14 protein-coding genes are annotated in these 15,789 nt (G+C 52.5%); 8 read left to right on the forward strand and 6 right to left on the reverse strand.

The window, feature by feature from the left end; translation table 11 throughout:
- Positions 1 to 377: 377 nt before the first annotated feature.
- From BQ7364_RS03205 to dnaE, 5 genes are all read right to left on the reverse strand, one after another.
- A complete protein-coding gene (locus BQ7364_RS03205; RefSeq protein ID WP_139248541.1) occupies positions 378 to 611 on the reverse strand; it encodes a hypothetical protein in 234 nt (77 codons plus the stop codon).
- Between the two features lie 66 nt (positions 612 to 677).
- Positions 678 to 1,367: a tRNA1(Val) (adenine(37)-N6)-methyltransferase gene (locus BQ7364_RS03210; RefSeq protein WP_072683379.1), complete on the reverse strand. Its 690-nt coding sequence runs from the start codon at positions 1,365 to 1,367 to the stop codon at positions 678 to 680.
- A complete protein-coding gene (locus BQ7364_RS03215) occupies positions 1,349 to 2,818 on the reverse strand; it encodes a sensor histidine kinase (protein ID WP_072683380.1) in 1,470 nt (489 codons plus the stop codon). Before BQ7364_RS03215 ends, BQ7364_RS03210 begins: the two co-directional genes overlap by 19 nt.
- On the reverse strand, positions 2,808 to 3,470 hold the full coding sequence (locus BQ7364_RS03220) for a response regulator transcription factor (RefSeq protein ID WP_039865057.1): 663 nt from the start codon (positions 3,468 to 3,470) through the stop codon (positions 2,808 to 2,810). Before BQ7364_RS03220 ends, BQ7364_RS03215 begins: the two co-directional genes overlap by 11 nt.
- A gap of 37 nt (positions 3,471 to 3,507) precedes the next feature.
- Positions 3,508 to 6,591 carry a DNA polymerase III subunit alpha gene (dnaE, locus tag BQ7364_RS03225; RefSeq protein WP_072683382.1) on the reverse strand — a complete coding sequence of 1,028 codons (3,084 nt, stop codon included), beginning with the start codon at positions 6,589 to 6,591 and terminating at the stop codon, positions 3,508 to 3,510.
- A 436-nt stretch (positions 6,592 to 7,027) separates the two neighbouring features.
- Here dnaE and BQ7364_RS03230 point away from each other — a divergent pair, with 436 nt between their 5' ends.
- From BQ7364_RS03230 to BQ7364_RS03260, 7 genes are all read left to right on the forward strand, one after another.
- Entirely contained in the window at positions 7,028 to 7,879 is an 852-nt protein-coding gene (locus tag BQ7364_RS03230; RefSeq protein WP_072683383.1) for a DegV family protein, read from the forward strand.
- Positions 7,880 to 8,018: 139 nt separating this feature from the next.
- The gene (locus BQ7364_RS03235) at positions 8,019 to 8,474 is read left to right on the forward strand and encodes a MarR family winged helix-turn-helix transcriptional regulator (protein WP_072683384.1); all 456 of its coding nucleotides are present in this window, start codon (positions 8,019 to 8,021) and stop codon (positions 8,472 to 8,474) included.
- Positions 8,467 to 8,874, forward strand: a complete 408-nt coding sequence (locus BQ7364_RS03240) for a hypothetical protein (protein WP_072683385.1) — start codon at positions 8,467 to 8,469, stop codon at positions 8,872 to 8,874. The genes BQ7364_RS03235 and BQ7364_RS03240 overlap by 8 nt, the downstream gene beginning before the upstream one ends.
- A 9-nt stretch (positions 8,875 to 8,883) precedes the next feature.
- Entirely contained in the window at positions 8,884 to 9,171 is a 288-nt protein-coding gene (locus BQ7364_RS03245) for a hypothetical protein (protein WP_139248542.1), read from the forward strand.
- Between the two features lie 265 nt (positions 9,172 to 9,436).
- Positions 9,437 to 10,915, forward strand: coding sequence for a stage IV sporulation protein A (gene spoIVA, locus BQ7364_RS03250; protein WP_072683387.1), 1,479 nt, complete (start codon positions 9,437 to 9,439; stop codon positions 10,913 to 10,915).
- Between the two features lie 236 nt (positions 10,916 to 11,151).
- Positions 11,152 to 12,498, forward strand: a complete 1,347-nt coding sequence (locus BQ7364_RS03255) for a S1C family serine protease (RefSeq protein ID WP_229100710.1) — start codon at positions 11,152 to 11,154, stop codon at positions 12,496 to 12,498.
- A 418-nt stretch (positions 12,499 to 12,916) separates the two neighbouring features.
- Positions 12,917 to 13,609, forward strand: coding sequence for a hypothetical protein (locus BQ7364_RS03260; protein WP_072683389.1), 693 nt, complete (start codon positions 12,917 to 12,919; stop codon positions 13,607 to 13,609).
- A 77-nt stretch (positions 13,610 to 13,686) separates the two neighbouring features.
- Here the strand turns inward: BQ7364_RS03260 and BQ7364_RS03265 are convergent, their stop codons facing one another.
- Positions 13,687 to 15,072 carry a sodium-dependent transporter gene (locus BQ7364_RS03265; protein ID WP_072683390.1) on the reverse strand — a complete coding sequence of 462 codons (1,386 nt, stop codon included), beginning with the start codon at positions 15,070 to 15,072 and terminating at the stop codon, positions 13,687 to 13,689.
- 271 nt (positions 15,073 to 15,343) lie between these two features.
- On the opposite strand from BQ7364_RS03265, the gene BQ7364_RS03270 reads away from it, so the two are divergent.
- Positions 15,344 to 15,784: a LytTR family DNA-binding domain-containing protein gene (locus BQ7364_RS03270; protein WP_072683391.1), complete on the forward strand. Its 441-nt coding sequence runs from the start codon at positions 15,344 to 15,346 to the stop codon at positions 15,782 to 15,784.
- Positions 15,785 to 15,789: the final 5 nt, after the last annotated feature.

Here is a 15,789-nt window from a genome sequence, read left to right on the forward strand (position 1 = left end):
GAACTCGCTTAGATTCATTGTAAAAGTTTTAGCGTCTGAAATCAACTCCGACCGGGTTGCCATTTCTTTCAATTTCAGGTCGGAATGAACGGATTTTTGTTTCTTAATTCGCTTCCTCCAATGAAGATGTGATGAAGGAAAACGCGATTCTGCCCGCTAACCAACAGGAACCCGCCGCATTCCTTATGTTTCATCCGAACTCCTTTCAAGCTTTTGTACTGAGATCATTTCAGAGATTATTTTTTCCTGCTTACCTTCCTCATTCTTATCGTTTCTTTTTTCGATCTTTCCGGATTTGAGCGATGTTCAGGCAATGCAGGGACGCGATCCTTTCCAGAAACAAAAAACGCCGGCTTTTTTCAGCTGACGTTCTTTCCTTATTCCTGATCGGGTTCCGGCCGCCACAATGGTTCGCGGAAACGCACCGGGCCGAGCTTTCCCTTGCGCAGCTCAGCGATCACCGCCGTGGCCTGACGGGTACGGCGGTCAAAGACCAGCGTCGCTTCGCGCAGCGTTAACGGCGAGTTCTGCAGCGCCGCGATGATCTGCGCCAGCCGGTCTGCGCGGTGAACCAGATAGAACCGGCCCTTGTCTTTCTTTCTCTTTTTCACATCTAGATGTGTATAAAAGAAAGCCATGGAAATTGTCCACGGGTTTTCTTTCTGCGTTCCCTCCGCCTACTGTAACCAGGATGATCCCTCTTTTAGATCAATACCCCAAACCCCCCCTTGCCCCGCCCCGGCCTCCCCCGCCGGGGCCGGGGGGGTACGGCGGAAAAAGCCCGGCGCCGCTCCGCGCGGGTTTACGGGGGGGTTCGGCGCCCCCGGGATGTTCGGCCCCAGCCGGTCTGCGCGGTGAACCAGATAGACCCGGCCCTTGTCTTTTAACAATCGGCCGCCCGCCGCAAACAGCGTTTCCAGCGTGCAGCCCGCTTCATGCCGGGCTGTCGCTAAAAAAGGATTGCGGTTGACGGAAGCCGGATCCGGCGTCGCGAAATACGGCGGGTTACAGACGATCACATCAAACGGCAGATGACGAAACTCCGCCAGATCCGCGCAGATCAGTTCCGCTTCCAGACCGTTGATCCGCATGTTTTCCGCCGCCAAGGCCAGCGCTTGGGGAAGCAGGTCGACGCCGGTTAAGGAACCCGGCGAAAAACGCGAGGCGTACAGCAGCAGCGCGCCGTTGTTGCAGCCCAGATCGAGCACACTCTCGCCTTTTCGAACAACCATCTGCTCGCCCAAAAGCACGGTGTCCGTGTTCATGCAGAACATGTCCTTGCGCTGCCACAGCGGCAGTCTCAGCTTGGGCAGATAATCCAGACGCAGGTTCTGCCGTGCTTCTTCAGTTAGATTTTGATTTTCCATTCTGCCGAGCGCCGGATCCTGAACCAGAACCGGGAGCCCTTGCCCTCCTCGCTTTCTACCGCGTACTCCGCGTGATGACTGTCCAGGATCGCCTTGACGATCGCCAGGCCCAGCCCGGTGCTGCCGCCGGTTGCCCGCTGATATTTTTTATCAATCTTGTAATAACGGTCCCAGATGTACGGCAGATCTTCTTTCTTGATCCCCTCGCCCTCGTCTTCCACCTCAACCTGAATCCAGTCGTTTTTTTCAAACGCGCGGATCGTGATCTTCTTTCCATCCGGCGTATGCTTGAAAGCGTTGGACAGGAAATTATAGATAACCTGGCTGATTTTGACCTCGTCGGCCGTCATCATCAAACTCCGCGGACATTCGATCACCAGCTGATAATGATGCTCGTCGATCATGACCTGGCACAGCGTGACGATATTCTGGATTTTCTGACTTAAGTTAAACGTACCGAGCTTCAGCTGATAGCTGCCCGACTGCATCTTCGAGAGCTCCGCCATGTCGGTCACCAGATGATCGAGATAATCGACCTCGCGCACGATGACGTCCAGATGCTCGTCGCGCTTGGCCGGAATATCGCCGGAGATATCATGGATCATTTCGGCATACGCCTTGATCATCGTCAGCGGCGTCTTGATGTCGTGCGAGACGTTGGCGATCAGATCCCGCCGCAGCTCGTCAACCTTGCTCAGCTTGTGTGTGGCATCGTTCAGCGTATCCGCCAGCTGGTCGATCTCGCTGAAATAGCTGCCTTCGAAATGAATATCGTAATGCCCCTTGGCCAGCTCGTTGGCGGAGTGCTTCATCTGCACGATTGGCCGCGACAGCTTTGTCGATATAAATAGAGAGATCACAATGGATAAAATCAGCGCGAAAAAAGCCAGAAAGAAAAACTGATCCTGAAAAATCGTCAGCGTGGAATCCAGCGGTTCCAGCGGACTGTTGACAAACAGATAAAAATTCGCCAGATTGGCCTGCACCATTTTCCCATACAGAATCATTTCCTGGTCGCTGCGCTGATTCGCCAGCACTTCCGAAAGCTCCCCGTCGCTTAACAGCAGCAGCTCGCGCATCGCTTTTCCGTTGGTCAGGGGCTGCAGCTGCGTCGAGCCGACGGTAATCGTCTGGTTGAAAATACACGAATCCCCCAGCGAATCAGAATTGTAGACCACGTTGCCGCTGTCGTTGTAAACGACAGCGCAGACATTGTTGTTGATCGCAAACTGCGAAGCTTTCTTGATCGTCGCCTCGTCCAGCCATTGATTGTCAATGACGTACTCCTGAATCGTCGCTGCCACCTCTTTGATCGCCGAAATCTTATTGCTTCGATAATACGGCTTGATCAAAAGCAGCTGCGCCCCGCCGACCAAAGCTAAAAGTCCGGCCGCAAACAACATGAAATACAGCCAGATATTAAACTTTATACCATGAAAATCAAGCTTCAAACTTATACCCCATTCCGCGGACGGTAACGATGAACTTGCGGTAGTCTTTTAAATTATGCCGCAGCATTTTAATGTGCGTATCGACCGTCCGGTCGTCGCCGAAATAGTCGTAATCCCAGACTTCTTCCAGCAGCTTCATCCGCGATAAGGCGATATTCTTGTTTTTAACCATGTATAACAACAGATCGATTTCCTTCGGCGTCAGATTCGCTTTCTCCCCATCCACCGTGACGGAGCGGCCCTCGATGTTGATCTGCAGCCCTTCAAAGCGCAGAACTTCGGTATCCTTGGTTTTAAAGCGTTCCAGAATGACCTTGACGCGGGCCATCAGCTCCTTCGGCGAGAAAGGCTTGACGACGTAATCATCCACGCCCAGCTCAAAGCCGAACAGCTTGTCGTATTCCTCCTGACGGGCCGAAAGCATGATGATCGGAATCGGCTTGATCTTTTTAATCTGCTTGCACGCGGAAAAGCCGTCGAGCTTCGGCATCATGATATCGAGGATCACGCAGTCGAAATCTTCCTTCTCCACTAACTCCAGCGCCTCCAGTCCGTCGCTGGCTTCCGCGACTTCATAGCCGTTGATCAGCGCGTATTCCCGGACGACCTCGCGGATCATCTGTTCGTCGTCAACAATGAGTATTCTGGCCATGTGCATCATCCTTCCTTATGGTCAACAGTGTATCGTTTTATTGTGAATTCTGCGTGAAATCCGTGTTCAGCGGCTGCAGCCGGTTGACAAGACAGGAATCTTCCTTGTCCATCTTGCCCTGGAAGTACACGTACTGGCCTTTGTTCAAAAAGGCCGTGCTGCGGGCGTAAATGCTCGGCATGACGACTAAGTCGATCTGCGCGGTTTCATCCACGCCGACCGCAAACGCCATCAGATCGCCTTTTTTTGTGCGATGCTGGCGCACCCGCTGCAGGTAAACGAAGCCTTCGATAAAACCGCCCTTCGCCATTAACCGGACTAACGGTTCGGTCTGGATCTGAAATTTCTTTTTGACCTGCAGGATCGGATGCGAGCAGAGATAAAAGCCCAGCGCTTCCCGCTCGCGTTCGCTGCGTTCAATCGGATCTTCCTTCGCCATCACCATCACCGGCTTGGATACCAGGCCTAAATCAATCCGCACCTGACCGCCGACCTCAATCCGCACTAAATCGCCATAGCTGATCGCTTCTTCCAGCGACAGACGCAGACTTTGACGGTTGGCGTGGAACTCGTCCAGCGCCCCGGCGTCGATCAGCGCTTCGATCATTTTCCGGTTAAGTCTGCGCGTCAGCATCCGCGTGACAAAATCGTAGTAATCCTGAAACGGCCCGTTTTCCTGCCGCTCCGCCAACAGCTGCATGCAGGCGGCCGAGCCGATATTCTTAATCCCGAGCAGCGGATAGCGGATCGCTTCGCCCTCGATTAAATAACGCACGTCGCTGGCATTGACCGACGGACCCAGAATTTGAACCTGATGCCGGCGGCATTCGTCGATGTATTCGGCCGTCTTGCCTTCCGCGCCGATCACGCTGTTAAGCAGCGAAGTATAAAATTCCAACGGGAAATTGGCCTTCAAATAGCTCAGCTGATAGGCAAGCAGACCATACGCTACGGAATGGGATTTATTGAAGCCATAATTGGCGAACTTCAGAATCAACGCATAAACCTCATTCGCCAGCTTTTCATCATAGCCCTGCTGGATACAGCCGCCGATGAATTCCTTCTGCAGCGACTGCAGCTCCTTGAGCTTTTTCTTGGACATCGCCCGCCGCAACACATCCGCGCGGGCAAGCGAGAAACCGGCCATCTTCTGCGCCGTCTGCATGATCTGTTCCTGATAGATCATTACGCCATAGGTACTTTCCAAAATCGGCTTGAGATCCGGATGCAGGTAATGCACAGCTGACGGATCCTTCCGGCAGCGCAGATATTCCGGGATGTTTTCCATCGGCCCGGGGCGAAACAGCGCGATCGTCGCGACGATGTCGTCGAAACAGGCCGGCTGCATCTTGCGGATCAGATTTTTCATACCTTCCGATTCCAGCTGGAAGATGCCGACGGTATCGACTTTTCTTAACAGCGCGTAGGTTTTCGCGTCGTCCAGCGGAATTTTCATAATATCGAGCGGCTGGCGCTGCTGCACGCGCTGAACGATATCGTCGATGATCGTCAAGTTGCGCAGTCCCAGAAAGTCCATCTTGATCAGTCCCAGTTCCTCCAGATGCTCCATCGTATACTGCGTGGAAAGCAGATCGTTTTCAATCCGGATTGTCGGGCAGACCTGCTCCAGCTCGGCGCGGGAAAAGACAATTCCGGCCGCATGGGTGGAAACGTGCCGCGGCAGACCCTCGATCCGCAAGGCGGTTTCATACAGCTCCTGATACCGCCGGTCGGCATAGACCATCTGGTGAAACCGCGGATTCTGCTGAATCGCCGTCTGCAGCGTCATCTTAATTCCAAACGGCACAGCTTTGCAAAGCATGTCAACCTCACGCAGCGGAATCTCCAGAACCCGGCCGACGTCGCGCAGCACCTGCTTGGCGCCCAGCGTACCGAACGTCGCGATATGCGCGACATGTTTTTCGCCATACTTTTCAGCGACATACTGAATCACTTCGTCGCGCCGGTTATCCGGAAAGTCGGTATCAATATCCGGCATGGAAATCCGCTCCGGATTTAAAAATCGTTCAAAAAGCAATCCGTATTCCAGCGGATCCACGTGCGTGATTCCCAACACATACGCGACTAACGAGCCCGCCGCGCTGCCCCGGCCCGGTCCGACATAAATTCCCGCCTTGCGGGCAAACCGGATGAAATCCCAGACGATCAGAAAATAATCCTCAAAGTGCATCGTTAAAATGACGTCCAGCTCATATTTTAACCGCCGCCGATACGCCGGATCCTCCGGCTGTCCCTGCCGCCGTTTCTTCAAGCCGGCCAGACACAGCTGGGTTAAATATTGTTTTGAGGATACACCCTGCGGACAGGGAAACGCCGGCAGCGTCGTCTTCGCCAGCTCCATCGTCACATTGCAGATCGAAGCGATGTGATCGCTCGCCTGCAGATCCTCGGCGTCATACAGCTGTTCCATTTCCGCCGGGGTGCGCAGATAGCGGCCGTTGACCGACGGCAGCGTTTTATCATTGATCGTCTTGGACAACCGGATCCCGTTGACAATTTTAAACAGCTGGGCATCCTCTGCTTTGCCATAATAAATCTTCGACAGGGCGACAGTCGGAATTTCCTGCGCCGCGCACACCTGCTTTAATAAAATATTCTTCAATTTCCAGAACGACGCGTCGTTAAACGAGACCGCCATATAAAACAACGGCAGCTGCGTCTTCAGCCAGCCCAGCTTATCGCTCAAGCCGCGGCGGTCCTCCTGAATCAATTCACTTTCGACAAAACCGCCCTCGCCATAAACGATCAGCACCCAGTGTTCCAGATGCGCTCGGATCTGATCCAGCGTCAGCGTATTCTGCCCGTCGCACAATCGGCTGGAAGCTTCCATCAGACCGACATAACCTTCATTATCCCGCGCCAGCACGGTCATCGCAACGATCTCTTCTTCAATTTGAATCTGTACTTCCAAACCGAAAATCGGTTTAATCTGTTCCCTCTGGCAGCACTTCCAGAATTCCATCGCACCGTGCATCACTTTTTCGTCGGTGCAGGCGATCGCCTCATAGCCCGCCTGTTTGGCCTGAGCTACCAACTGCGGTACCGTCAGGGTGCTGTTTAATAAAGTATAACAACTTCGCGCATGCAGATGAACACTCATTTTTCAGCACTCCCTTCTTTTTTATTTTACCATAAAGCGGCCGGATCAGCCACTGCTTCACTCAACCGAAGGCTTCCCTTCCGGCTTATTTCCATGCCTGTTCCGCTCCGTCAGGGCAGCGCCGCTTCCATTTTGCGTCATCATTTCTTTTGAGTGAATTATACGAAATTCTTCAGACTCCGTCAATTTCAAATTGAATTTTTTTCTAGTTTGATCGAAACATCCCTCTTTCCGTTTTTTCCAGATTTATTTTTGCTTTTCCAAACTGTCCTTCTTTATTTTTAACCCTTGATTCAGCCCTTTGATTCATCAATTCGATTTCAATGAAGATCTGTGCTTTCGCACAAAGTCGACAAACCGTCTTTTCTGTAAGTGGATATTAGTTTACTTCTAAATCAGATCGCGTTAAAATGAAACATATAAGGAGTGAAAAACTATGAAAATAGCCTTTGTTACCGACAGCGGCATCGGGAAAACCGCGGCTGAAATGGCAGCGGACGGCATCGTCAGTCTGCCGCTTCAGATCAGCGTCGACGGCCGCAGTCTTCAGGATATGGAAGACATTGATCAGGACCAGCTGATCACGCTGCTTCAGCAGCAGAAGGTTATGGCGACATCCCTGCCGTCGTTAGGCCGGATTCAGGAATGTTTTGAACAATTAAAAGCTGAGGGCGTGGAACTGATCTTCGCTGTGCCGATCTGCAGCGGTCTGTCCGGCACAATCAGTGCGATGCAGACGGCGGCTTCCCAAATCGGGCTGCCGATCATCACGATTGATACGCATGTCACGGCCGTCGTTCAGGAATACCTGATCCGCACCGCCAGGCAAATGGCCGAGACCGGCGCCTCCATGGAAGAAATCCAGGCCGCCTGCCAGCAGGTGATCGACACGACCAACACCCTGATTCTGCCCAGCGACATGCAGCATTTAAAACGCGGCGGACGGCTGACGCCGCTGGCCGCCACGTTAGCGGGCTTATTAAAGATCAAACCGATTCTGGAAATCAACCGGCGTACCCAGGGACGGATCGACGTCAAGGAAAAGGTCAGAACCTATACCCGCGCGCTGGAACGGGCCGTACAGATCATGAAGGAAGACAACATCGACGAACATTACTCGATTACCATCGCGCACGTCGACGCACCGCAGACCGCCGAGCAGCTGGCCGCCATCCTGCGCCGCACCTTCCCGAAAACCGAAATTCAGATCATCAAGCTCGTCAACGTCGTCGCCGTTCACACCGGACTGAACACGCAGGCGATTCAATATTTCAGAAAGCTGGATTAGCCGTCAATCGCGACGGCTTTTCTGTTGCTTCAGAAAGTGAAGACTGTGTGAACATTTCATGTGAAATCATGTGAAGTCTGTAAACACGTGTTTACAAGATTGCGAAAATCGGTATAATAGTTTGCATGAGGTGATGATGATGGAAGATGCAATCCGCAAGGTCCTCGAAGATTTATTCAATCTGCAGCCGCTGATGCTCAACCGGTCCATGGGAATCGCGCAGAACGAGAATTTCAGCCCTGTTCAATTATATGTTTTATTCACGCTGCAGTGCCGTGAGGAAATGACGCTGGCCGACTGCTGCCGGCAGACATTGATTTCCAAGCAGCAGCTGTCCAAGCTGATCGACGGTTTAGTCACACGCGGGATCGTCGACCGCAAGCCCAACCCCAACAACCGCCGCAGCATTCTGATTTCGATCAGTCCCCAGGGCGGCGAAATCCTGCGCCAGTATAAAGAAAAGCAAATCCGGCATCTGACGCCGTATTTCGCCCAGCTCAGCGCAGACGAACTGGCGACGCTGCACCACAGCTTCCAGGAGATTACGCAGATCATGCGCAAGCTACATTATAAGGAGAACGATAACCATGCTTGAAAAAATTAAAAACGCGCTGTTTCGCTTTATGAACGGCCGCTACGGCACCGATGCGCTGAACAACTTCCTGTTGTTCGCATCCCTGGCCGTCCTGCTTGTCAACACGCTGACGTTTAAGAGCGTATTCCTCGGCCTGCTGGGCGACGTACTGATCTTCGCCTCCCTGTTCCGCACGCTTTCCCGCAACCTCTGGAAACGCCGGAAAGAAAACATCAAATTCATGGAACTGACCCGGCCGGTCCGCTCCGCCTTCTCACTGATCAAAAAGAACGCCAGTGATAAAGAGCACAAATATTTCAGCTGCCCGCATTGCCATCAAACGGTCCGCGTGCCGCGGGGACACGGGAAGATTGAAATCACCTGTCCGCGCTGCAAGACGACCTTCGAGAGAAAGTCGTAGGGCGCGATGATGGGATCCTTTGTTTATTTTTTCATTCTGTTAATTATTCTGCAGGTGCTCTCGCCGCTGCTTTACGCCTATCCGCTGGTCGGACTGCTGTTATGGGTCGGGATCATCGGCTGGTTTCTGTACCGCAATAAAAAACAGCGCGAAGCTTTCTACAAAGCGCAGCAGCAGCAACAAGATTATTACCAGCAGCAACAGCAGGACGCCGGTTATTCACAAACTCAATCCCGTCCGCACGTCGATGAAAAAGATGTGATCGACGCGGAATATACCGAGCATGAAATCAAATAGCGCAGCCCTTAGGCAAGGAAGGTTGGTCTTCTTGTGGATCAATCCGATTTAAATCCATCGTGAAAAGACAATCCGCTGATCCGGGTTGTTTTTTTCTGCGATCACGGCCTTCGTTTTCCTGTTTCTCATGCGTGTCCCCCCGCGGTTCCTCTTTTGATCGCCGCCGATTCCCTTCCGCCCGGCAGATTTCCACTTATTTTTCACATTGCGCTGGCATAGAGCCCTGGGCAAATTCATACACTTCAAATAGCTAAGGGAGGAAGTTATGGAAACGACAGAAATTTTGAAAAACATCGGTGAAAGAACTGGCGGCGATATATATTTAGGCATTGTCGGACCAGTACGGGTAGGCAAATCCACTTTCATCAAAAAGTTCATGGAGCAGGCCGTCATTCCGTATGTCGAAGACGAATACGAAAAAGGACGGATGATTGATGAACTCCCGCAATCCGGAGAAGGCAAGACGATCATGACGACGGAGCCGAAATTTGTCCCGAACAACGCCGCGACGATCGCTTTCGACGACGGCTTTACGGTCAAGGTCCGGTTAGTTGACTGCGTCGGTTTTGTCATTCCGGAAGCCAAAGGCTACAAAGATGAAAACGGCATGCGGATGGTGCGCACGCCGTGGTATGACGAAGCGATTCCATTTAATGAAGCGGCCAAGACCGGCACGCAGAAGGTCATTCAGGATCATTCCACGATCGGCATCGTGATCACCACCGACGGCTCGATCGCGGATCTGCCGCGCGACTCGTATATCGAGGCGGAAGCCGAGGTCATCGACGAACTGACCCAGATCGGCAAGCCGTTCATCATCATCGTCAACTCCAAGGATCCTTCATCCATTCAATGCCGCAGCGTCGTCGACAAGTTAAAGGAAAAGACTCAGGTTCCGGTTCTTCCGATGGCAGTCAACCGCCTGGACGAAAACGATATTCACGCGCTGCTGCGGGAAGCGCTATACGAATTCCCGGTTTCGGAAATTAACGTTCAGATGCCGAAGTGGGTCTCCGTTTTGAGCGACGAGCATTGGCTCAAACAGAGTCTTAACGGTTCGATTGAGGAAAGCATGAAGGCGATCACCAAGCTGCGCGAGGTCGAAGGCATCGTCGATATCCTCAATGAGAACGAATACGTCGAGAAAGCCAACCTGGCGACCGTCGATACCGGCAAGGGCGTCGCCGTCGTCGATCTGGAGGTCAAAAGCGGACTCTACAATCAGGTCTTAAAGGAAATCATCGGTCAGGACATCACCGACAAAGCCCAGCTGATGCAGCTGATGCAGGAATTTGCCGAAGCCAAGCGGGAATACGACGCCATCAGCAGCGCTCTGAAGATGGTCAAGCAGACCGGCTATGGCTTCGCTTCCGCCTCCCTGCATGACATCCAGCTCTCCACTCCGGAAATCGTCAAGCAAGGCGGCCGCTACGGCGTGCGCATCAAAGCCGTCGCCCCATCCATTCACATGATCAAGGTCGATGTTGAAAGCACGTTTGAGCCGATCATCGGATCGAAAGAACAGAGCGAGGAACTGGTCAGCTATCTGCTTCGCGATCAGGAAAGCGATCCGCAGGCCATCTGGGAATCGGATATCTTCGGGCGCAAGCTGGCCGACATCATTAAGGACGGCATGAACTCAAAGCTGTCGATGATTCCGGAAACCGCGCGGGTCCGCCTGCAGGGTATCCTGACCAAATTGATTAACCGTGGCAAAGGCAACGTCATCGCGATTGTTCTCTAACTGGCAGCTGTACTCAAAGAAGCCCGGAGGTTCCGGCGCTTCTTTTTGCCTGTTCGCTACCTTCTGAAAGTCTTCGCTGGATATGCTTTTCACCCTCAGGTCAACCAGTTTTTTTCACCTTCTCTACAAAGTGAACATCAGTTTACCCAAGCCTTCACACAATCTTCATATTTCAGTCAATATGAAGTCACATCCCCGGACTAGAATAAGACTCGTAAAAAGAAAGAGGTGTGATGATGATGAATGAAAATCATGAAAATCGAATCCCAGAAGAAAATCACTGTGAAAATGAAGCCGGCATGACCGCTGCCTCACAGGAACATACAAGCGCGAATGCCCAGGCAAAAGCTCAGGAACAAACCCGCTGCGAGCGAATCCATGTCCAGCCCGAACCCGATCCGGTGCTGAAAGAACTGGCAAAGCAGCGCAAGTCGATGAAGCGCACGATGGTCACCGGCTTTCTCTGCTGCGGACTGTTGGCCGGAGGCATCGGTTTCGGCGGCGGCCTGCTGGCCAACCCGATGAACGGCTCCTCCACAACGCTGTACCGTTCGACCTCCGGCAAGGTGGAAGTCCAGCCGGTTGCGGCCGGCAGCGAGATGAGCGTCGAGCAGGTCGCTGCGCTGAATCAGCCGAGCGTCGTGGAAATTAAGACGGAAAAAGTCACCAACAGCAGCTTCCTGCAGCAATACGTGCAGACCGGAGCCGGCAGCGGCGTGATCATCTCCGAAGACGGCTATCTGATCACCAACAACCACGTGATCGACGGTGCTTCCACCATTCAAGTCCGTACCAGCGACGGAACAACCTATGACGCGGTGCTGGTCGGCACCGACAGTAAGACCGACGTCGCGGTGCTGAAGATCAATGCCAGCGGCCTGACGCCGGTCACCTTCGGTGATTCAGACACCCTGAACGTCGGCGAAACCGCCGTCGCAATCGGCAATCCGTTAGGTGAGCTGGGCGGTACCGTAACCAACGGCATCATCAGCGCCAAGGATCGCTCGATCACGCTGGATAATCAGCAGATGACGCTGCTTCAGACCAACGCGGCAATTAATCCGGGCAACTCCGGCGGCGGGCTGTTCAACTCCCGCGGCGAACTGATCGGCATGGTCGTCGCCAAATCCAGCGGCAGCGACGTCGAGGGCCTGGGCTTTGCGATTCCGTCCAATCTTGTCAGCAGGATCGCACAGGAGCTGATCGCCAACGGTTATGTCACCGGCCGGCCAGCGCTGGGCGTTACCGTGTTGAGCATTGAAAACGCTCAGACTGCGATGCAGTACGGCGTCAACAGCTTAGGTGTTTACATCACGGATGTGGAAAGCGGCAGCGCAGCGGATAAAGCCGGCATGCAGGCGGGCGACCGGATCATTTCGATCAACAATCAGGTTGTGGAATCCTTCGCGGATCTCAGCGCGGCGTTAGACAATTACGCTGTCGGCGATACCGTGGAAATCATGGTCAGCCGCGGCGGATCCACGGTTACCCTGTCCCTGACGCTGCAGGAAAAGAAAAACACCACCCTTCCGCAGAATGAAAACGGCGAAACGCAGACCAATCCGCAAGTCCCGTTAAATTAATCCCTGAATTCTCCACAGCATAGTTTCTGACCTTCCGCAAACCGCGGAAGGTTTTTTTCTACCGTCCGCTGTTTTAAACTGATCCGTTTTTTTGTCTGCTTTTCCCCAAGGAATTCATAACAGCGGATGAACCCGCAACAAAAAGGTTGAACCTTAATCAGGGACGTTCTGGTTATGACGTTAGCAGACTGGCTTTAAGCCTTAGCCGATGTTCCGTTTTTTTCATTTCATCCTTAAAAGAATCGGATGCCTCTTGGCTTACTATCGAAACAGAGTAAAAAAGTTAAATTCACTTCCAAGATGTAAATGTTTTCAGGCAAAAAACGAATTTTTAGAAAAAAATTTAACTTTTTTTATATTTCAGCAAGGCTTTTTGAAAAAAAACGCAATATTAAAGGTAGAAAGCGAGGAACAAACTATGCCGGAACCATCACTCAACGAGTATTTTAACCTGACCAACGATCTGCTTTTCAAATTAATCATCTCCAGCCTGCCCCATTCCATGAATAAAAACGTCGGATCCACGATGGTTTTTACCGTCGATTCCGAAACTTTGAATTCTGAATATTCGATTGGCATCGGCGTCCAGGTCGGTGATTTCATGGTGCTGGGCGTTCAGACCGTTACGGCCTGGCGGACTGCGTCTATCCGGACGAAAGCGCTGGTCAGCGAATTGCTTGCCGCTCAATCCCCTGACATCAAGGAAATCGAAGAAGCACAGCCGATCGTGGCCGTTTCGTTTGTCCTGAATCCTGCCTCGTACCGGAAATGGAAAGCGCCGCAGACCTTGCGTTTATCTGATTTCGGTTTGTTTACGCCGTTTGAGGATAAGGTCACAATGGTCGTCATTCCGCTGCCGGCACAGGATGAAAGCTTCACCCCGCCGCTTTCTCAGGAAGATCAATGGCGCTGGTTCATCAAAGAAGCCCGCCCGCACAGTCAGTCCCCGATCGTCGAAGCGTTAATTAAAATGGATCCGGTCTTCGAAGTCATGCAGCGGAATCTGGACAGGCTCAGCGATCAAAAACCGATCTGCGAAGTGATGAAAAAGCGTTATCTGCGGATGCAGGAAATTATTCAGGAGGAAGAAAAAGCCGCGATGCGAGCCTAAGCTCCAACCGCGGCAGATGATCTGATTTTCAGCAAACTGTCTTTTTTGTTTTAACGGCAGTTTGCTTCTTTCTTTGTTTATGACAATCCTTGTCCCTGAATCAATGTAAAATACAAGATGATCAAAATTACGATCGGCGCGACATAGCGCACGATAAAACTCCAGTATTTTTCCAGTTTAAACGGCTTCTGCGCCGCGCCGCTGATTTCCTTTGCCGCTTTCCGCGAACCCCAGATCCAGCCGACAAACACGCAGAACAACAACGCGCCTAACGGAATCATCAGATTATCGGTGAACTTTTCCATGACCGCATTCATCGGCAGCCATTGCAGCCCATGCTTCCAATCCAGCCATGGCAGGTTCAGCGAGCGTTCCGCGCTCTGCGACAGCGAATAACCAACGCTTAACAAACTCATCGGCGCCGCCAGAAACAACGTCGACTTCAATCGGCTCCAATGCAGCTCTTCGTTCAGAAAAGCCGTGCAGCTTTCCAGAATACTGATCGCGCTGGTCAGCGCCGCCAGAAACAGAAGCAGAAAGAACGCCAGACCGAACAGCACGCCGCCCGGCATCATCGCAAACACCTCCGGCAGCGCCATAAACGCAAAACCGCCGCCCATGCCCAGCCCTTCAGCGCCCATCGTGACAAACACGACCGGCACAATCGCCAATGCCGCCAGCACCGCGACCAGCGTATCGAGAATGCAGATCATCACCGCGCTGCGCAGCAGATTTTCTTTTTTCGGCACATACGATCCATACGTCACCATAATGCCCATCCCGACCGACAGCGAGAAAAAAGCCTGACCCAAAGCCGCCACCAGCGTATCGCCGTTAAGGGCTTCCGGCCGGATTTCAAACAGATATTTTACGCCTTCCCAGGCCCCCGGCAGCGTGACTGCCCGGAACACGATCGCAATCAGAAGCAAAAACAAACACGGCATCAGAAACTTACTGAATTTTTCGATGCCGCTGGAAACTCCGCGCACGACGACGAAGATGCACAAGCCGAAAAACAACGCGCCCCAGATCAAAGGCTCGACCGGCGCACTGATAAACTGCACGAAGAAATCCTGAAACGGCGCGGCCGCAGCCGGGAAATGCGCGCCCGTTAAATACACGAAAACATACTTCGTCACCCAGCCCCCGACAATACAGTAATACGATAAAATCACAAATAACGTGATGACCCCCAGACCGCCGCAGAAGGTCCAGCGCCGGTTCAGGCTGTGAAACGCGCCGACGACGTTTTTCTGTGTGGCCCGGCCGATGGATAATTCCGCCAACATCACCGGTAAACCGATCAGCGCGACGATCAGCACATACAAAAGCAGAAACGCTCCGCCGCCATACGCCGCGATCTTGCCTGGAAACTTCCAGATATTGCCCAAGCCGACGGCGCTGCCCGCCGCGGCCAGAATAAAGCCCAGATTACTGGCCCATTGTCCTCGTTTTGAATTCATTTCCTGTTCCCCTTTTTTAAACCTTGTTTTTCATTATATCAAACCCCGGCTTAAATTTGAATGAAAACTTTTCTTTTCCTCCGCATTTCTTTCCTTGTTCTGTTTCATCTTTTCACCGTTTCAGCATTCATCCTTTTCAGCCTCTTTTCCTTCCCTGAATTTAACCGTTTGACCCGCAAAACCGACCGTCTGTCGGAAAGCGGATGTATCCTGCCGGGATTTCCGCTATACTAGGGTCAGATCAAGAAAACAGCCAAAGGAAGTGATGAACATGAAGGTTGAGATTCAAATCGACGAGAACTGCGGCGAACCCCGGCTCATCGTCCTCACCCGCCAGGTCACTGACGAAATCCAGACGCTGATTCAATCCTTATCCAATACGCCCGCCGCGTTTCTTGCGGGGTTTCAGGAGGATGAACTCGTCCTGCTTCAGCCCCGGGAAATCATCCGCATCTATGCCCAGGAAAAGAAAACGATTGCGGAAGCCGAGAAAGGCCGGTTTATCGTCCGGCTGAGTCTGCAGGAAGTCCAGACCCGGCTAAGTCCGGGGAATTTCGTCCGGATTTCCCATTCGGAAATCATCAATCTGAGCAAGGTGAACCATTTTGACTTAAGCTTTTCCGGTACGATCTGCGTAACGCTGACCAACGGCGCGCAGACTTACGTTTCCCGGCGCTACGTTTCCAAAATCAAACAAGCATGTGGAATATGAGGTGA

It is taken from the genome of Holdemania sp. Marseille-P2844, from assembly GCF_900120005.1.
Taxonomy (GTDB): Bacteria; Bacillota_I; Bacilli_A; order Erysipelotrichales; family Erysipelotrichaceae; genus Holdemania.